Source organism: Campylobacter sp. P0103 (assembly GCF_002139545.1).
GTDB lineage: Bacteria > Campylobacterota > Campylobacteria > Campylobacterales > Campylobacteraceae > Campylobacter > Campylobacter devanensis.
Window position 1 is genome coordinate 125,825 of sequence record NZ_MJKG01000004.1, and the last position, 20,003, is coordinate 145,827.

The 20,003-nt window shown below is 34.1% G+C and carries 17 protein-coding genes; all 17 read left to right on the plus strand.

The window, feature by feature from the left end; genetic code table 11:
• The 17 genes from CIGNP103_RS05800 to CIGNP103_RS05880 all read left to right on the plus strand — a co-directional run bounded on the left by CIGNP103_RS05800 (position 1) and on the right by CIGNP103_RS05880 (position 19,841).
• Positions 1-213 carry a hypothetical protein gene (locus CIGNP103_RS05800; protein ID WP_086226189.1) on the plus strand — a complete coding sequence of 71 codons (213 nt, stop codon included), beginning with the start codon at positions 1-3 and terminating at the stop codon, positions 211-213.
• Positions 206-931, plus strand: coding sequence for an arginyltransferase (locus CIGNP103_RS05805; protein ID WP_086268744.1), 726 nt, complete (start codon positions 206-208; stop codon positions 929-931). The genes CIGNP103_RS05800 and CIGNP103_RS05805 overlap by 8 nt, the downstream gene beginning before the upstream one ends.
• Before the next feature lie 55 nt (positions 932-986).
• Positions 987-1,811 carry an adenylosuccinate lyase gene (locus CIGNP103_RS05810; protein WP_086226187.1) on the plus strand — a complete coding sequence of 275 codons (825 nt, stop codon included), beginning with the start codon at positions 987-989 and terminating at the stop codon, positions 1,809-1,811.
• A gap of 9 nt (positions 1,812-1,820) precedes the next feature.
• A complete protein-coding gene (locus CIGNP103_RS05815) occupies positions 1,821-2,582 on the plus strand; it encodes a pyridoxine 5'-phosphate synthase (protein WP_086268745.1) in 762 nt (253 codons plus the stop codon).
• Complete coding sequence (gene pdxA, locus CIGNP103_RS05820) at positions 2,579-3,505, plus strand: 4-hydroxythreonine-4-phosphate dehydrogenase (RefSeq protein ID WP_086226185.1); 927 nt, start codon at positions 2,579-2,581, stop codon at positions 3,503-3,505. The genes CIGNP103_RS05815 and pdxA overlap by 4 nt, the downstream gene beginning before the upstream one ends.
• A gap of 36 nt (positions 3,506-3,541) precedes the next feature.
• Positions 3,542-5,083 (plus strand): inorganic phosphate transporter, encoded by a 1,542-nt coding sequence (locus tag CIGNP103_RS05825; protein WP_086229276.1) that lies wholly within the window; start codon positions 3,542-3,544, stop codon positions 5,081-5,083.
• A gap of 85 nt (positions 5,084-5,168) precedes the next feature.
• On the plus strand, positions 5,169-7,943 hold the full coding sequence (locus tag CIGNP103_RS05830) for a flagellin N-terminal helical domain-containing protein (protein ID WP_086268746.1): 2,775 nt from the start codon (positions 5,169-5,171) through the stop codon (positions 7,941-7,943).
• Between the two features lie 446 nt (positions 7,944-8,389).
• Positions 8,390-10,357, plus strand: coding sequence for a DNA translocase FtsK (locus CIGNP103_RS05835; RefSeq protein ID WP_442861924.1), 1,968 nt, complete (start codon positions 8,390-8,392; stop codon positions 10,355-10,357).
• 9 nt (positions 10,358-10,366) lie between these two features.
• Positions 10,367-10,627, plus strand: a complete 261-nt coding sequence (locus CIGNP103_RS05840; RefSeq protein WP_086226182.1) for a DUF2018 family protein — start codon at positions 10,367-10,369, stop codon at positions 10,625-10,627.
• Complete coding sequence (locus tag CIGNP103_RS05845) at positions 10,620-11,048, plus strand: hypothetical protein (RefSeq protein WP_086236128.1); 429 nt, start codon at positions 10,620-10,622, stop codon at positions 11,046-11,048. Before CIGNP103_RS05840 ends, CIGNP103_RS05845 begins: the two co-directional genes overlap by 8 nt.
• Positions 11,049-11,056: 8 nt before the next feature.
• A complete protein-coding gene (locus CIGNP103_RS05850; protein ID WP_086238647.1) occupies positions 11,057-11,935 on the plus strand; it encodes a polyprenyl synthetase family protein in 879 nt (292 codons plus the stop codon).
• Complete coding sequence (hemA, locus tag CIGNP103_RS05855; protein ID WP_086268747.1) at positions 11,935-13,197, plus strand: glutamyl-tRNA reductase; 1,263 nt, start codon at positions 11,935-11,937, stop codon at positions 13,195-13,197. Before CIGNP103_RS05850 ends, hemA begins: the two co-directional genes overlap by 1 nt.
• Entirely contained in the window at positions 13,198-14,901 is a 1,704-nt protein-coding gene (locus tag CIGNP103_RS05860) for a proline--tRNA ligase (RefSeq protein WP_086268748.1), read from the plus strand.
• Positions 14,898-15,302 (plus strand): FxsA family protein, encoded by a 405-nt coding sequence (locus tag CIGNP103_RS05865; RefSeq protein WP_086268749.1) that lies wholly within the window; start codon positions 14,898-14,900, stop codon positions 15,300-15,302. Before CIGNP103_RS05860 ends, CIGNP103_RS05865 begins: the two co-directional genes overlap by 4 nt.
• Positions 15,303-16,223: a hydroxymethylbilane synthase gene (gene hemC, locus CIGNP103_RS05870; protein ID WP_086268750.1), complete on the plus strand. Its 921-nt coding sequence runs from the start codon at positions 15,303-15,305 to the stop codon at positions 16,221-16,223.
• A 95-nt stretch (positions 16,224-16,318) separates the two neighbouring features.
• Positions 16,319-19,390 carry a cytochrome c biogenesis protein gene (gene ccsA, locus CIGNP103_RS05875; protein ID WP_086268751.1) on the plus strand — a complete coding sequence of 1,024 codons (3,072 nt, stop codon included), beginning with the start codon at positions 16,319-16,321 and terminating at the stop codon, positions 19,388-19,390.
• Positions 19,391-19,409: 19 nt separating this feature from the next.
• A complete protein-coding gene (locus CIGNP103_RS05880) occupies positions 19,410-19,841 on the plus strand; it encodes a hypothetical protein (protein WP_086236135.1) in 432 nt (143 codons plus the stop codon).
• The last annotated feature ends 162 nt before the right edge of the window (positions 19,842-20,003 follow it).

Below are 20,003 nucleotides of genomic sequence, written 5' to 3' on the forward strand. Positions count from 1 at the left end.
ATGGATTTTTTAGATAGTTTAAAAGAGATAAAAGGGCAGATGGTTAAAGAGCAAAAGACTCAAACCCCAGTTTCAAAACCAAAACCAAATCCAAACCGTGATGAGTTTAAAGATATATTTTCTGAGCCAGAGGTAATAGCTGATAAAGAGGCTAGACTAAGAGATGAATTTATGGAATTTATCAAATATTCGGATATAAAAAAGCTTGACTGAGATTGAATTTAGTACTTTAGATACGCCTTGTGCGTATCTAAAGGGTCGTTATTCTAGAAGTAGCTATAAATATATTTATGAAGCGTCATATGCTTATAATTCTGCTTTAGTAGAGCATGGTTATAGGAGATTTGGCAAGTATTTTTCCAAGCCAATTTGTAAAGATTGCAATGAGTGTCAAAGCTTAAGAATAGACGCTCAAAAATTTAAATTAACTAAAAGTTTAAGGCGAGTAATCCGTAAAAATAAAGATGCTGGTATAGAGGTTGTAGTAACTCGCCCACATCTAAGCCAAGAACATATAAATCTATATGAAAAATATCATAAATTTATGCAAAATAAGCGAGGCTGGGAGTATCATCAAATGAGTTATGAACGCTATTTTAGTGTTTATGTAGATGGTGCTGGAGAGTTTGGCTTTGAGGTAGATTATTATGATAAAGATAGTCTAATCTGTGTAGATTTAATTGATATTACTAGCGATGGAATTAGCTCGATTTATTGCTTTTGGGATACAGATTATGCGTATTTAAGCCTTGGTAAATATTCGCTTTTAAACCAAATTTTATTAGCTAAAGCGCATAAACTTCCGTGGATTTATCTAGGATTTTATGTCAAAAATTGTGAAAGCTTAGAGTATAAAAGCGACTATAAACCATATCAAATTCTAAAAGAGTATTGTGAGTTAGATGAACCTACTATTTGGATAGATTCATAGTTTTAATGGAACGCAATTTGCTTTAAAAGTCCAAAATTAAAAAATAGGGCTTGAAATGGAGATTACACAGACATTAGAGTCAATTACTATAGTAACTGATGATTGCGATCTGTACCTAAATCTTATTTATAAAATTCGCCAAAGTTTTGCTAATGTGATTGGTACTCGTGATAGAATTATTATATTTTATAGCGAAAATGAGCTGATCCAGCGTAAATATTTGCTAAAATTTATAGCAAATTTATATAAAAAAACTGTCGGTAGCGGAGTAGAGTTTTGGCTAACTCATCATAAAAATATCAAGCTAGTCTATAAAAATCCGACCTCGCTTCAGGTGTTAATAGATATAGATATCAGATTTGAAGAGTTAAAAGTGCTATTTGATTTAAAAAATAGCGAGGAGTTATTTGCTAAATACCTAATGCGTGGTTTTAATGATGCAAATTGTGAATATTACCCACGACAAAATTGGCTGCTTTTTACTCCGCAAAGTCTAAGAGATATAGAGAGTCTTTCAAATATTATAAATAGCAGAGAGCATCTTAAATATGTAGTAAATTTCAACTACGATAAAGAGGAATTTGAGCGATTTAAACGCCGTTTTAATGTGCTAAATTCTAAAGAGTATAAACGAAGATTTGGTATGCTAGCTAGTCTTTTAGAAGAGCATTTTCATACGCTTGGGTGTGAAGTTGGTGATGATTATGAGACGGTTCGAGCAAGTTATTTAAATTTAACTAAAGTTTATCATCCAGATCGTCACGCTACTAAATCAGATAAAATTCAAAAAGACTATACAGATAAATTTCAAAAAATTGGTCTAGCGTATGAAGCGTTAAAACCATATTTTAAAGAACAAAAAAACTATATAAACTCATAAGGATTAAATATGAAACTAGGTGTAAATATCGATCATGTCGCTGTATTAAGAGAAGCTAGAAGGGTAAATGATCCAAATATTTTAAATGCAATGTTTACTGCTATTAATGCTGGTGTAGATCAGATCACAATACATTTGCGTGAAGACCGCAGACATATAGATGATACAGATACTATAAATATTGTAAATCTTTGTACTATTCCAGTAAATTTAGAGTGCGCTACTGCTATTACTGATATTGTACTAGAGCTCTCTCCTCATCGTGCTACGATAGTTCCTGAGAGGCGTGAAGAGTTAACTACTGAGGGTGGATTAAATTTAGCTAGTCCAGAACTACCTAGTACCATAGCAGCTATGAATGAGACTGGAATTGATGTTTCACTTTTTATCGATCCAAACTCAGATGATATAATAGCAGCTAAAGAGTTAGGAGCTAATACTATTGAATTGCATACTGGAAGTTTTGCTAATGCCTATTTAATGGCGTATTCAAATATTCCAAAGACTAAATTTAGTATAAAATCATTAGAACATACAAATGCTAAAGAGGCGCTTGAATTTGAGCTAGATAGATTAAAAAAGGCTGCTAAATTTGCTAAAAATATAGGACTAAATGTCGCTGCAGGCCATGGACTAAACTACCAAAATGTAGGTTTAATAGCAAATATCCCAGAGATTTTTGAGCTAAATATCGGTCAAAGCATTATAGCTCGCTCAATCTTTACTGGATTAAGTCAAGCTATAAAAGATATGAAAGAGTTAATCAAATGAAACCCAAAATTGCAATTAGTGTAGGCGATATAAATGGCATTGGAATTGAGATTGCGTTAAAAGCTCATAAAGAGATTAGTAAAATTTGCCAACCAATATATTTTATAAACTCTAAGCTTTTAAACCAAGCAGCTAAAATTTTAAATATCAATATTCCAAAGAATTTTGAGATTTATGAGTGTGGTGATGATTTTGAGATAAAGCCAGGTAAAGTAAGCAAAAAAAGTGGCAAATTCTCATTTATTAGCTTTGAAAATGCATTAAATTTCACTACTAAAGGAAAGGCTAGCGCTCTTGTAACCTTGCCAATTAATAAAGAGAGCTGGAAAAAAGCTAAGATTCCATACAAAGGCCATACTGATGCCTTAAGTGATTATTTTAAAACTAGTGCTATTATGATGCTAGGCTGCGAGAAGCTTTATGTTGCACTATTTAGTGATCATACGCCACTTAAAGATGTTAGTAAAAAGATTAAATTTAATAAAGTTAAAAATTTCTTATTAGACTTTTATGCTTCAACTAAATTTAGCAAAGTAGGCGTTTTAGGCTTTAATCCTCATGCTAGTGATAATGGAACTATTGGAGGCAAAGAAGAATTAGAGATAAAAATGGCTATAAAAGCAGCCAATGCTACAATCGGTAAAGAAATTTTTATCGGTCCGCTTGTACCTGATGCTGCATTTACCCCAAATTCACTAAAATCTACTAATCGTCTAATAGCTATGTATCACGATGTAGGCTTAGCACCGCTTAAGGCGTTATATTTTGATCGCTCAATTAATATTAGTTTAAATTTGCCAATCATCCGTGCTAGTGTAGATCATGGAACTGCTTTTGATATTGCGTATCAATCTAAAGCAAGGGTTGAAAGTTATATAGAATCAGTAAAATATTGCATAAATTCAGTCAAAATTCAAGCCTAAAAAGCTAAAATAGAAGAAATTTTTTGGAGGTATTGCTTGGGTAGGGACAATTTATTTTTTACTTCAGTTTTTATCATTTCTTTAGTTGTCTTTTTTATATGGGGATATGGATATATATCAAGCCATCATTTAATCTTTTTTATTTTAGCTAGTGTTTTTGGCATATTTATGGCCTTTAATATTGGCGGTAATGATGTTGCTAATGCATTTGGTACAAGCGTGGGAGCTAAGACTCTTACTATTAAACAAGCGCTAATAATCGCAGCTGTATTTGAACTAAGTGGCGCTGTATTTGCTGGAGCTGAAGTTACAAATACTATTAGAAGTGGTATTGTCATATTACCAAATAACGGTGATATCAATCCTATGATTTTTGCTGCTGTTATGCTCTCAGCTCTTATGAGTTCTGGAATTTGGCTATTTGTAGCGACTAAAAAGGGTTTGCCAGTATCTACTACTCACTCTATCGTTGGTGGTATCGTAGGGTCTGGCCTTATGATGGGGTATTTATACTATGATAATGGCAATACCTTAGATATGGTTAAATGGAGTTCTATTGGTAGTATTGCTCTTAGCTGGGTTTTATCTCCGCTAATGGGTGGAGTTATTGCTTATATCGTTTATGGTTATATCAAAACTAAAATTATAACTCCAAGTATGGATCTACATACTCAGATTAAAGCGATAAAAGCACAAAAAAGAGCATTTAAAGAAAATTATATAAACGAGCTTTCTAGCAAGAGCCAGTCGCAACAAATTCAAGAGCTTAAAGCTATTGCCATGAGTTATGATGAAAAAATCATAGGCAGTGGCCCTTTTAGAGATAAGATTAGAGAATTCAAAGGACAAGAAAAATTAATTGATACAATGAAATATATGAGACTTCATATCCCGATTTTAGCAGCAGTTGCAGCGATGATTATCTCATCTACATTGCTATTTAAAGGGTTAAAGCATATGAACTTAAACTTTAGCACAATTGAGACTATATGGATTTTATGTGTTATTGGTACAGTTGCATATTTGCTTAGTTTCTCGATTATTAATATGATGAAAAGAGATAATCCGCAAAAAGGGATTAATAGAATCTTTGGTTGGTTTCAGATATTTACTGCTTCGTCTTTTGCGTTTTCTCACGGTGCAAATGATATCGCTAATGCCGTTGGGCCATTTGCTGCGATTTTAGATGTGTTAAAAAGTGGCGCTATTAATAGCACTACAGTGATTCCTACAGCAGCTATGGTTACATTTGGCGTAGCACTTGTTGTGGGGTTATGGTTTTTAGGTAAAGAGGTGATAACTACTGTTGGGAGTAAGCTTACAGAGATTTTGCCTACGACTGGATTTAGTGCGGAGTTATCAGCAAGTATAGTTATATTAATCGCTACAAAAATGGGATTACCTATTAGCTCTACTCATGTTTTAATAGGAGCGGTACTTGGTATTGGATTATATAATCGCAATGCCAACTGGGGAATGTTAAAGCCAATTGGTCTAGCATGGGTAATTACTCTACCAATAGCAATGATAGGCTCTGCTATTGGATTTGTAATAGTAGTAAATGTACTAGGATTATGATAATTTAGCAGGGATTTTCTACTAAATTTGCTGGTTTGGGAATGATATTTGCTTGTAAAATTCCTAAATTTTTAGGAGAGTGCAAATGCGTATAACCAACCAGCTTATGAATTTCAATAATGTCTATAACTACCAAAAGAACTCCAACTCACTATATAAGTCTCATCAGGCTTTTAGTACAGGGTTAAAAATCAATTACGCTTATGAAGGTAGCGGTATCTATGTCGATGCTGCTAGGCTGGAGTATGAGAGTAATCTACTCAAACAAGTAGAATCTACAACACTAAAGGCTACTGAATTTTCAAAAAATAGCGATAAGGCGTTAAATGATTTTGTGCTAAAGCTAACTGAATTTAAAACCAAACTAATCCAAGCAGCTAATGATATTCACGATGTAACTTCTCGTAATGCTATTGCTAATGACCTAGAAGGTATCAAGCAAAATCTAATCGATATAGCTAATACTACCATAAATGGCCAGTATCTATTCTCAGGAACTGCGCTAGATACTATGCCAATTGATGATTTAGGCAACTATAATGGTAATGCTGAGAGCATAAAAGCAGTAATTGGCACTAATCAAACTTCTAACTACAATATCAACGGTCAATCACTATTTCTAGGCTCGGATAATGATTATAAAAAGGTTATAACGACAAATGTGAATTTGGTTAATAATTATAATAAATTTGCTAATCCTGATGAGCCAATCAAATATGTCGGGCTTGGAGATGATTTAAGAGATTTAATAGGTACTAATTACCGTAGTGAAGAATTTAATAAAGCTAATCCGCCAAAAGAGGATGATTTTACAAAAGATGCAGTAAAAGATCAACCAACTACATTTTTCCTACAAGGTAGAAAGCCAGATGGCTCTACATTTTCTACCAAGGTAACTATGACCCCAGACTCATCTATCCAAAGCCTACTAGATAATATCGGCTACGCTCTAGGCAATGATAAAGAAGGTAAAAATCCACTAGTTCAAGTAACTCTAAATAATAGCGGCCAAATCGAGATAACTGATATTAGAAATGGTAATCAGATGATGGAGCTTCATCTATTTGGCCTTACTCCGCAACAATCAACTGAGAAGTATAAGATTGGTGAATATGAGATTAATATTGACCCTCAAACATCTGGCAATTATAAAATAACAACTACAAAAGACGCTAATGGCAATATAACTGAAATTACAGCAGTAAGCAATAATAACAATCAAACATATACAATTAATTTAAGTAATACTAACCAACTTCAAGTTAATAATCAAGTTGTACAAAATATCGGTAATCCACCATTTACACTAGATTTAAACGATCTTGGCAATAATGGTATAGATGCAACTGATTTTACTGCATTTAATCCAAATAATGCTGATCAAGTTCGTGAAATGTCTAGCACCAAAGTTCGTGATAAAGATGGTTCATGGGTTGATGTCAGTGACTTAACCGATTTAGAAACTATCGAAGAAAATGTCAAAAATGGCAAAGTATATTTAACTGAATTTATCAAAAGCGACTTTAAAGACACTCTAGGGGTTAAAAACGATGCTACTGACTATAACAAGCTACAGTTTGCCAAAAAAGATAATATCCTAACTGGTTCAGTCTCTCAAGTAGTCAAGGGTAAAAATACATTTGCTACTGATGCTGCTAAGCTAAAAGATGTAGCTGGTGCTGGACTGCAAGATAACCCTGATAGCAATATGACTATGCATATCAAATCTAAAAATGGTAAATATTATCAAGTTAAGATAGATTTTAGCGATCCGCTCTCAGCTAGTGTTCCTAAGGCCACGCAACTCACCATCACTGAAACCAACGCAGATGGAACGCCGATAATTCCGCCAGGTGGATTCACACCAGTCCCAGTCTATCAAGGCAATATAATGTTAGGCAAGTATAATGAAGCTACTAAAACCACAGATGGGGTCGTAACTCAAGCTGATGATATAAGCTATAAACAGTTAAATGATATAGTAGCTATGGTAGCAGCGGGTAACTTACCAGATGATAGAGTGGGTAATCAAGTAGCAAAAAATTTAAGTGATCAAAATTTATTCCCAAATGTGGCAATTAATAATGCTAATGATCTTAAAACAAGATTAAAAACCAATGTTAATGACCCTGCTACAGAAGCTATAATAGATCAAGCAGTAGATGCGGCTGGGCTTACTTTTCCAGTAACTAATAAACAAGAAGCCATAGGCAAGGTAAAAGATCTTATAATCAATAACGCAGATTACGCTACAGCTAGATTTGAAGCTTATAATAAAGCTGTAGATGGTGCTAATGCTAGTGTAAATGTAGAGCTAAATTATAGAGGCCAAATGCAAATCACAGACAAAAGCGCAACCGTATCAAATATAGAAATATCTATTTTTGAGACTTTTAGTGCTGATAAACCTGAATTTGGTAAAGAGGCTAACTCTACAGTCGCAGGGTCGCTATTTAATTTTAATGCTAATAATATGATTAGCATAGATGAGCCAAGTGTGGATATTTTTAAAGATTTAGATGCTATGATAGCAGCTGTAAGAGATGGTAGCTATAGAGGCAATCCAGATGGTACTAATGCTCGTACTACTGGAATCCAAGGCGCTCTAAAGAGAATTGACCATATCCAAGATCATGTAAATAAACTCCATACACAGATTGGTTCATATACTAATGTATTAGAGAGTTCTAGCTCACGAGCTAGTATGTTATATGTTAATGTGGAGAGTATTAAAAATGATGTTATTGGCGCTGATTTGGGTGAGAGTATGCTAATTTATAAACAGTATCTAACACAGTTTGAAGCAATGCTACAAACTTCATCAATGATTAGTAAAATTAGCCTACTTAATTATATGTAATATAGCTATTATAAAGTATTTATAAAATTTAAAAATAGTCGCCATTTGCTAATTTTATTAGCTTAAAATGGCGGCTTAAATCGCTTTTTAATCAATACAAACTAAGCAATATATAACAAAATTTTTGATATAATCAGCGGATTTTTCAAGTTTTATTCAAGGATTTTACGATTTTGCGAGAGATTTTGCTGGTTGTAGCTATCTGTGTGCTTGTATATCTTGGTGTGGCAACTATCGTTCCGCATGCTTCATTTGTGGGGAGTTATGGTGGCGCTTTAGGCTGGTATAATGCAAGACTATTTGGCTATGCGTCATATTTTTACCCATTTATTTTGTTATATCCTGTTTATAATTTATATAAATCTTATACGAAATTTAGCCTAAAAATAGCTGGAAATATCATTGGATCGCTGATGTTATTTTATGCTTTTTTATTGCTTTGTGCGATGTTTAATCCTATAGCTGGCGGCATAGTTGGTGGATTTAGCTATGAGGCGCTTGGGAGTGTGATTGGTAGTATTGGGACATTTATTTTTATTTTAATGATATTTTTTATTGGATTTGGGCTTAGCTTTGATGATAGGCTCGATGTAATGATAAAAAAGGCATTTGTATTTAAATCTATACCTAAATTTAGCCCAAATTCAGCCTTAGAATCTAATATTAAAGATGAAGAGATATCTCAGTTTCAAGAGGTAAAATTTAACAATAATAATCTAGAAGTAGCTAAATCTCAAAGCACTACATCTGAGCCTAAAGTATCAAAATCTAGAAAAAAATCCCAACAAAAAGAGCTTGATGAAGTAGAGATAGATAATGTAGATAAAGTTGATAGATTTAGCGAATTTAATATAGATGATGAGCAAAACCAAATTCCAAGCGAGATTGCTCAAGATACTGATATATCTTTGTTAAAAGAGCCAAAATCAACATCAAGTGGCGCTATAATCCTTAATGAAGTAGCTGAAAATAAACAGCTTTTAAGCCAAATTGAGACAGGCAAAATAGAAAAGCCAAAGGATTTTATGTTGCCAAGTTTGGATTTTTTAAAGGATCCACCAAAGCGTAGTAAGGCTATAAATGAGGTTGAAATAGATCAAAAAATTGCTGATTTATTAGATAAATTAAGAAGATTTAAGATAGATGGAGATGTGGTGCGAACATACTCTGGGCCCGTGGTAACGACTTTTGAGTTTAAGCCCGCAGCTCATGTCAAAGTAAGTAAAATTTTGACCCTACAAGATGATTTGGCGATGGCTCTTAAAGCTCAAACTATTAGAATTCAAGCCCCAATCCCTGGTAAAGATGTAGTTGGGATAGAGATTCCAAATAAAAATATAGAGACTATATATCTAAAAGAGATATTACAAAGCGAGATATATAAAAATGCCAAAAGTGAGCTTACCTTAGCACTTGGTAAAGATATCGTAGGGGATCCATTTATAACTGACCTTAAAAAATTACCACACCTTTTAATCGCTGGAACCACAGGAAGTGGTAAAAGTGTAGGTATAAATGCGATGGTATTAAGCCTATTATATCGTAATTCACCTAAAACTTTGCGCCTTATAATGATAGATCCTAAGATGCTTGAGTTTAGTATGTATAATGATATACCGCATTTGCTAACACCTGTGATAACTGAGCCTAAAAAGGCTATAGCGGTCTTGGCAAATTTGGTTGCTGAAATGGAGCGTAGATATAGGATAATGAGCCAAACTCGCACAAAAAATATAGAGAGCTACAATGAAAAGATGAAAAAAGATGGCGGTGAGACCTTGCCTTTTATAGTAGTTATCATAGATGAGTTAGCTGATCTTATGATGACAAGTGGCAAGGATGTGGAGTTTCATATAGGTCGCTTAGCTCAAATGGCTAGAGCTAGCGGAATTCATCTAATAGTAGCAACACAACGCCCAAGTGTAGATGTAGTAACTGGGCTTATAAAGGCGAATTTGCCAAGTCGCATTAGCTATAGAGTAGGGCAAAAAATCGATAGCAAGGTTATCTTGGATCAGATGGGAGCAGAGAGTTTGCTAGGGCGTGGAGATATGCTCTTTACCCCACCTGGAAGTCCTGGAGTAGTCAGGCTACATGCGCCATTTGCTAGTGAAGAGGAGATTGATCATATAGCTGAGTTTTTAAAAGCTCAAGAGAGTGTAGTATATGAAAATAGCTTTTTAAAAGATGATAATGCTAGTAATAGCAGTATCGGAGAATTTAGCGGTGAAATAGATGAGCTTTATGATGAGGCTAAGGAGATAGTCTTAAGCGAAGAAAAAACATCTATAAGCTATTTACAAAGACGATTAAAAGTAGGCTATAATAGAGCTGCAAGCATAATAGAACAGCTTGAACAAAATGGCGTATTAACTCCGCCAAATTCAAAAGGTCAACGAGATATAATAAGATAGGAGAGTATAATGATATTTGATGATATTTTTGGTGGTCAGCCTAAGGATAAATTTTTTGATATTGTCTATAATGCTAATCGAAATATAGTAGAAAATGAGCTTGAAATTTTATTTAGTGAGCTTGTAGCATTAAGAGAGCTGGCTGAGAGTAGTGGTATTACACAAGTTCAAATAGATAGCTTTAAGGCGTTAAATCCAGATGCTATGGAGAGCGGACTAAATGATATATATATAGATATTACAGGGAAAATATTAACACAAAATGAGTAGATTAACTCTTTGGCTTTTGCCATTTTTTTGTTTTGGGTTGCTATATGGTGTAGCTCCAAAATGGACACATCAGAAGGAATTTATCCTTAAAAAAGATGAGAAGGCTAAGATTATATTTTTTGAAAGGCGCCATCAGATAAAAGACGAATTTGAGTTTTCGTGGACTCTTTATGATAATACAAATTTAGTAGTTCATACTAAATTTAGAAAATATCCACGCCAGATTGTCTTAAGTCTTAGAAGGGGGTTAGAGATGTATCGTCAGCCGATTTTGGCATTTATCAAAAACCCACTTGTAGATAATGTGGATTTATATCTAGTCTTTAAAGAGTATAGACATTATGATGGCAGTGTAGTATTTGACGTATTGATAATGGATCAAAGTGCTAGAGTTGAGATAGAGTATATACCAGATAGATAGGAAGTTTTATGGTTGATAAGATTTTATATGAGTTTGTCAAGGAGTGTGGTTATAATAGAGCTCTTGAGATGTTTAATAATATTAGTAGCGGCAAAAAGCTACGAAGCAAGCTAATTTTAAAGATAGCTGGTCAAAATGAGACTTCGCTTAGGCTATGTGCGGTAATAGAGCTTATACATTTAGCAAGCTTACTACATGATGATGTCATAGATGATTCTACTATTAGGCGTGGTAAGCCTAGTATAAATGCACTTTTTGGCTCTAAGAACGCAATAATGCTAGGCGATATCTTATACTCTAAGGGCTTTTATGAGATTGTAAGTTTAGATCCTCAAATTGCTAAAATTATATCTAAAGCAGTTCTTGATCTAAGCATTGGTGAGATGATGGATGTAGATATGGGTAGTAAATTTAGCCCAAATTTAGATGAATATCTAAAAATGATAGAGCTTAAAACAGCAGTTTTGATAGAAGCAGCAGCAAGAAGTGCGGCTATAATCGCCAAATTAGATGAGAGTGCGTATTCTATATATGGTAAAAATTTAGGCCTAGCATTTCAAATTGTAGATGATATACTTGATATTAGCGCTGATGTAGCTACACTTGGTAAGCCTGCATTTAGTGATTATAAAGAGGGCAAGACAACTCTTCCATATATCTTTTTATATAATGCCTTAAATTTAGATGATAAAGAGATTTTAAAAAGCCTATGGGGCAAAGAGCTTGATAAGGGTGAAATTAAATGGATTAAAGATAAATTTGATGAGTTTGATATCATTCAAAAATGCAAAGAATTTGCTAAAGATTTAGGTGCTAAAGCTATAGCCTCAGTAAGCGATGAAGAGCTAAAGGATATAGTCACAAGTATGATAGATAGGGAGTTTTAATGCATTATATAAGTATTAGCTTTACGCATAAAAATACAGATATTAGTATTAGAGAGAAGCTATCTTTAAGTGATGAGAGCCGTAAAAAGGAGATTTTGCGCCTATTGAGTGCTAATGAAAATATAATTGAATCTATGATTCTTAGCACTTGTAATAGAGTTGAGGTTTTTGCTTATGTATCTAAAATAAATGAGTGTGTTAGGCATATTTTAAATTCTATTTCAATTTTAACCCTTGTACCTTATGATGCGCTTGAGCTTAGAGCTGATATTTATGAAGATGATGGGGCTATCCACCATCTATTTGCCGTGGCTAGCTCACTTGATAGCCTTGTAATTGGCGAGACGCAGATAGCAGGTCAGTTAAAAGAGGCTTTTAAATTTGCTTATGATAATGGAAATTGCGGTGATAATATCAGTTATGCTATACATTTTGCTTTTAAATGCGCTTCTAAAATTAGAGCTGCAACGACAATTAGCAAAAATCCCGTATCAGTCTCAAGTGTAGCAGTAGCAAAAGCCAAAGAGATATATGGCAATCTAGGTGGAATGAGCGCTGTAGTAGTGGGTGCTGGTCAGATGAGTGCCTTAGCATGTAAGCATCTTATTCACTCTAAGGTCAATGTAATTATAGTAAATAGAGATATCAATAGAGCTAAAAATTTAGCTAGTGAGCTAGGTGAGCTTGCTAGTGTGGCTGAATTTAGCAGATTAAAAGAGCTTATCAATAGATATCAACTCATATTTAGTGCCACAGGTGCCAATGAGCCTATAATAACTGATGAGATTATAGAGTCAGTTGAGTTTAATAGATATTTTTTTGATATTGCTGTACCAAGGGATATTGATTTGAGTTATAGTGATAATATATCAGTTTATGCTGTTGATGACTTAGAAAGTATAGTAAAAAGTAATATCATGCTAAGAGAAGAGCAAGCTAGCACGGCATATGCAATCGTAGGTGCGATGACTAGCGAGTTTTTCAAGTGGCGATCATCACAAAATAGCACGCCAGCTATAAAAGCCCTTAGATTTAAAGCTAAGAATATAGCCGAATTAGAGATAGAAAAAGCGATCAAAAAAGGCTATATCAAACGCTGTGATGAAAATGAAGCTAGAAAGCTAGTTCATCAAGTTTTCAAGGCATTTTTACACACGCCTACTATGAGATTAAAAGATAGAAATAATGATGAGATACTTAATGCATTAGAGTATCTATTTGATATTAAAATTGATAAAATAGAATTAAAAGAGGAAGAGTAGATGAAATTTACCAAATTATATATCCCAACACTAAAAGAGGCGCCAAAAGACGCAACCTTGCCTAGCCATCAGTTTTTGCTTAGGGCTGGATTTATCCAACAAACTGGTAGTGGGCTTTATAACTTCTTACCACTTGGCAAAAGGGTTTTAAGAAAGATAGAAAATATCATTAGAGATGAGATGGATAAAGCTGGAGCAAATGAAGTATCTATGAGCTTTGTCGTGCCTAGTGAATTATGGAAGCAAAGTGGGAGGTTTTTTAAATTTGGAAGCGAGCTTTTAAGGCTAAATGATAGAAAAGGAAATGATTTTGTTCTAGGGCCAACACACGAAGAGAGCGTGGTGGATATGGTGCGTGGAAGAGTAAATAGCTATAAGCAACTACCTTTGAATTTATATCAAATTGGATTAAAATTTAGAGATGAGGCTAGACCTAGATTTGGGCTTTTGAGATGTCGTGAATTTATAATGAAAGATAGCTATAGTTTTCATTCTAGCTATGAAGATTTAAAGCGTGAGTTTGACTTGATGCAAGAGACCTATAGTAAGATTTTTACTAGACTTGGGCTAAATTTTAGATGCGTTGAGGCTGATAGTGGAGCTATTGGCGGTAGTGGAAGCAAAGAGTTTATGGTGCTTGCTGATAATGGCGAAGATGATATTTTAATTAGTGATAGTTCAGATTATGCTGCAAATATTGAAGCTGCTAAAAGGGCTAAACGCACTTGTAGTGCAGAACGCCCAAAAAGCAATGGAATGCTTAAATTTCATACGCCTAATTGTAGCACTATCGCAAGTGTGAGTGAGTTTTTTAAAGTTGATCCATTTTATACTATTAAGGCTGTTATCAAAAAGGCTATATATGAAGATAGAAGCGAAGTTGTGATATTTTTCCTAAGGGGAGATGATGAACTTCAAGAGACAAAAGCACTAAATGCTTGTGGGGCATTAGGGCTATGTGATGCTAATATAGATGAGATTAAAAATGCTGGATTAGTAGCTGGATATTGTGGGCCAATCGGGCTACCTGAGGGGGTGAATTTCTATATTGATAGTGAGCTTGATGGCGAATATGAGATGATTTGTGGAGCAAATCAAAAAGATTATCACGCTATTGGCGTAAGCATTATAAATTTCAATAAAGATAGATTTAAAGATTTAGTAGCCATCAAAGATGGGGATAAAGCCCTTGATGGTGGGAGATTGAGCCTTACCAAAGGGATTGAAGTCGGCCATATATTTCAATTAGGCGATAGGTATTCAGCGGCGATGGATGCTACATTTTTAGATGAAAATGGCAAGGCAAAGCCGTTTATAATGGGATGTTATGGTATTGGTGTGAGTAGATTAGAAGCTGTGATTATAGAGTCTAGCCATGATGATAAGGGATGCGTATGGAAAAAAGAGTGCGCTCCATTTAGCGTCCATATCATAGTATCAAATTTCAAAGATGAAGCCCAGGCTAAATTTGCTTTAGAATTAGAAAGCAGACTTGAGAGCTTTGGAATTGAGGTGTTATTAGATGATAGAGATGAGAGGTTTGGTGTAAAGATGGCCGATTTTGAGCTGATTGGAAATCCATTTGGTGTAGTAGTAGGCAAAGGACTAGCTAATGCAGAAGTAGAATTGATAATCAGAGATGGTTTAATAAAAGAAAAAGTTGCTTCTAGTGAAATTTTAGGCAAATTAAAAGAGCTTGTATGATTAGAATTTCATTGCTACCATATATCTTTTTAGAGATAGTATTGGTTGTTTTATATGTATTAGAATTCGGATTTTTTAGTCTATTTAGTGAGATTTTTCTTAGTGCATTACTTGGCGTAATTTTAATACTAAATTATGGATTTACTAATTTATTTCAAAATATAAACTACTTTAATATCAAAGATATTTTTGGTAGTTTGGGGCTTGCTATTGGTGGATTGGCTCTTATAATTCCTGGGATGTTAAGCGATATTTTTGGGGTAATTGTGATCGGAGTTGCTTTAGCTTTAAAAATTTATTCTAAATTTAGTACTCCTAGGTATCAAAATAATCAAAATAAATATCGTCAAACCAATCATAATGATGATATAATAGATGTAGAGATTATAGAGGAGAGATAGATGAATATTAAAATCGCAAGTAGAAATAGCGCCTTAGCACTTTGGCAGACATATCATATTAGAGATCTTTTAGAGGCTCGTGGTCATAATATAGAGATTATTACTATGAAGACTAAAGGCGATGTTATTTTAGATACTCCATTAGCTAAGATTGGTGGTAAGGGTTTATTTACCAAAGAGCTTGAGAATGCGATGCTTGATGGAAGGGCTGATATTGCTGTGCATAGTTTAAAAGATGTACCAACTACATTTCCAGATGGGTTAAAATTGGCCTGTGTTTGTAGTAGAGAAGATATAAATGATGCTATGCTAAGTATGAATTTTAAAAGCTTTGATGAGCTTCCAAATGGTGCAAGAGTTGGAACAACATCTTTGCGTAGAAGAATGCAACTTCTAGCTCTTAGACCTGATTTAGAGATTATCTCGCTTCGTGGAAATGTAAACTCAAGAATTGCTAAGCTTAAAGATGGTGAATTTGATGCTATTATACTTGCTATGGCTGGAATTAATCGTCTTGAACTCCATAAAGAGGTAAATTATGTATCTTTGCTTAATACTATTGCAGCAATGGGGCAAGGAGCTTTGGGTATTGAAGCAGTAGATAGGGCTGATATTTTAGAGGCTATTGAGTTTTTAAATGATGAAAAAAGCGTGATAGAGACGACTATTGAGAGGGCGTTTGTCCATAAACTAAATGGCGGATGTCAAGCTCCAATTGGTGTAAATGCTAGTTTAAATGGCGATAAAATCATAGTTAAGGCTATTTTAGGTACCCCAGATGGGAAGGAAATTTTAAGAGATGAAAGGCTCTTTGATAAGAGTGATTATAAGGTAGCAGGCGATATTTTGGCTGATGAGTTTATAAATAAAGGAGCTAAGGAGATTTTGGCTAGGGCTGAAGAGATAGCAAGTCGAATTTGAGTAATAAAATAATTTTATTTTAAGGAAAAATTATTTTAAAAATGTTTATTTATATTTAATATAATCGCAAATTAATTTTTTTACTGAGGGCATTTATGGGTATTATTCATAAATTATTTTTTAGTATGGGCTCAGCTGTTGTATTTTTCTTGATTTTTGCGTTTGCTAGTGGTGCTGCGACAATTATTGAGAGCGTTTATAATACACAAACTGCTTGGGCTTTGGTCTATGGTGCTGGATGGTTTGCATTAATTCAGCTGATTTTGGGGGTGAATTTAGTTTATAATATCTATGAATATAAACTTTTTAAGCTTAAAAAACTCCCCGCTTTTATATTTCATTTAAGCTTTTTATTTATCTTAGTTGGTGCGGGTATCACGAGATATTTTGGTTTTGAAGGGCATATGAGTATCCGTGAAAATGATAGTAGCAACGAGATAAGAACAATGCAAAGCTATATCCAAATGATATCAAGCGATGGTAATAATACTTACACAGTCTCTGAGCCAAAATATATATCTAGTACTATAGGAAATGATTTTAATTTAAGACTCAATATCCATGATAAATTGGCCACTTTGAAATATAAAGATTTTACTCCAAATGCTACACCAGCTTGGATCGATAGCCCTAATGGTGAGGCGGTTTTGGAACTTATGTTTTCTGATGAGAGCAATAGTGAATCAGTCACTATGAAACTTGGGGATAAATTTGAAGTTGGCGATATGAGCTTTAGCTTTGGTGCTGAACCTACAAAATCCGAATATATCCAAATTTATATTAAAGATAGTAAATTTTATATAAAAACCAATCAAGATATAAGCTATATGGTGATGAGCGATATGAGTAAAGGCGAATTACCAAAAGATAAAGAAGTTGAATTTGCGGGGCTTAGATTATATAGCATTGGTGGTGTGAATTTCGCACCTAGAACGATGAAGGTAAGTGCTATAAAAGGTGTGAAAAAAGCCGGCGAAAATGTAGCAGGCGCAGATGCTATCATAGCAACCCTAAGCTATAATAACGATAGCAAAGATATTGCGATATTGAGCAATTACCCGCCTGAAGCAGTAGAGGTTGGCGGACAGAAATTCTATGTAGCATGGTCTCCAATGGCTATTACATTGCCATTTAGCATATATCTAAAAGATTTTGAGCTAGCTAGATATCCTGGGTCAAACTCACCAATGAGTTATAGCAGTGATGTAGTCGTAGAAGATGGAGATTTTAAGATGGATTATAGAATTTATATGAATAATGTGCTTGATTATAAAGGTTATAGATTCTTCCAAAGTAGTTATGATTCTGATGAAGGTGGTACTATCTTATCAGTCAATAGCGATCCGGGCAAATGGCCTACATATATTGGATATTTCTTATTAACTTTAGGGCTTTTATTAAATGTTATGAATCCTCATTCAAGATTTAGAAAACTGGCTAAAGCTGTAAATGAGGCAAATACCAAGGCGCTTGGGCTGATTTTAATAGCTGGACTGGCAATATTTGGTGCTAAAAATAGCTATGCTCTAACAATGCCACAAATTCCACAAAGCCATATAGATAAGGTATCAACTCTAATTATACAAGGTTCAGATGGTAGAATGAAACCATTTGATACTATGGCACACGAGATTTTAAATAAAATTTACCGCAGTGATAAGTTTCAATCAATGGGTGCTAATGCTGTATTTTTATCAATGATGGCAAATTCAGAAAATTGGCGTTCCGTACCAATTATTAAAATTAGCGATGATGAGTTAAAAAAGGTATTAGGAATTCCAAAAAGTCAAAAATATGCTAGTTTTGATGATTTCTTTGGCCCTAATAAAGATGGTCAAATAGAGTATAAGCTAATTAAATTCACAGAACTTGCTAATCGTAAAGCACCAGCTACAAGGGGGCTTTTTGATAAAGATGTTATAAAAGCTGATGAGAAGCTAAATATTCTTTATATGGTATTTATAGGAGAGATGTTTAGAGTAATACCTAAAAAAGATGATTATAATAATACTTGGCTTAGTCCTGGTGGAGCACTTATGGAGCTTAGCGGTGAAGAGGCATCAAATGTAGCTATAATGCTACAAAGATATTTTACTGCAGTACTTGAAGCACAAGATAGTGGCGAGTGGAGTAAAGCCGATGAAGCTATAGAAGCGATTAAAAAATATCAGGCTGAATTTGGTGCAACCGTAATGCCGGCTAGTAATAGGGTAGATTTAGAATTAGCATTTAATAAATATAAGATATTTCAAAATTTAACTCCAGTATATCTTTTGGCCGGTTTTGCACTTTTAATAGTAGTATTTGTTAAGATGTTACGCCCTAAAATTAAAATAAATTTAATTTTTAAAATTGCCTATTGGGTCAATATCTTAGCATTTATCGCTCACACTATTGGTATGGGACTTAGATGGTATATCGCAGAGCATGCGCCTTGGAGTGATGGATATGAGAGCTTGGTATTTATAGCTTGGTGTTTGGCATTTAGCGGGACAATGTTTGCTAGAAGTTCAGCTATATCACTAGCTTTGACATCTATTTTAGCCGGGGTTACTCTATTTGTAGCTCATCTTAGTTGGCTCGATCCGCAGATTACAAATTTAGTGCCGGTTTTAAAAAGTTATTGGCTCACAATCCATGTAAGTGTAATAACGGCTAGTTATGGATTTTTAGGGCTTTGTGCTCTTCTTGGGCTATTTACTTTGGTTTTATTTGCACTTCAAGGCAAAAATGAGAATAAAGAGCTTACTAGAAATATAATTGAAGCCACTAGAATCAATGAAATGGCGATGATTTTGGGTCTTAGCTTGCTTGTTGTAGGTAACTTCTTAGGCGGTGTCTGGGCTAATGAGAGTTGGGGAAGATACTGGGGTTGGGATAGCAAGGAGACTTGGGCTTTGGTTAGCATTTTAGTATATGCGGCTGTAGTTCATATGAGATTTATACCAAAAGTAAATTCGCAATACGCCTTCGCTGTGGCGTCTATGTTTGCTTATAGTGCGATTATAATGACCTATTTTGGGGTGAATTTCTATTTAGTTGGAATGCATAGTTATGCGGCTGGTGATGCTGTACCAGTACCAAATTTTGTCTGGATAGCACTTGTGGTAATGGTAGTTATTAGCCTACTTGCTTATCGCAAAAGGTCATATAGCGCTAGACTGTAATAAATTTAGGAGGTTTAAGTTGAACGAAAGTATTATATTTATTGCGATGGCTACAGTAGCTGTCGTTTTGGGTGTGATTGTCGTGGTTGTGATAAAATCGCTCAGCCGCGGCTCAAGCGCACCAAAACAGACAACTCAGCAAAAAGAGGATGAACCAAAGATCACTTTAGAAGATCTACTAATTATCGTATCTAATAAGAATTCAACCAAAGAAGAGATAGAAAAAGCATCGTTGTATTTCATTCAAAAATTCCCAATTCCAGCAAAAAATCGTGGGCATGTACCTTCTGATGCAATTCCTTATCTTAAATTTATTTCATTAGTTTCAGGTCATAAAAAATCAGATGCTAAGCTAATCTCATATCTAACAAATGAGCTTGATAAACAGCATGCTGAGTATATTGCTGAGATTGAGCAGTATAAAAATATGGGACTTCGTGCTAGATTTTAACCATAGTAGGTAAATTTAGCTTTTTAAAGCAATCAAATAGCTATTAAATTTTTATCATAATTTGATAGCTATTTTTACATTTTCTCTAAATTTGAATTATAGAAAATTTAAAATATACTAAAATATAAAATCTAAGTTATTTTTTACTACTAAATTTTTATT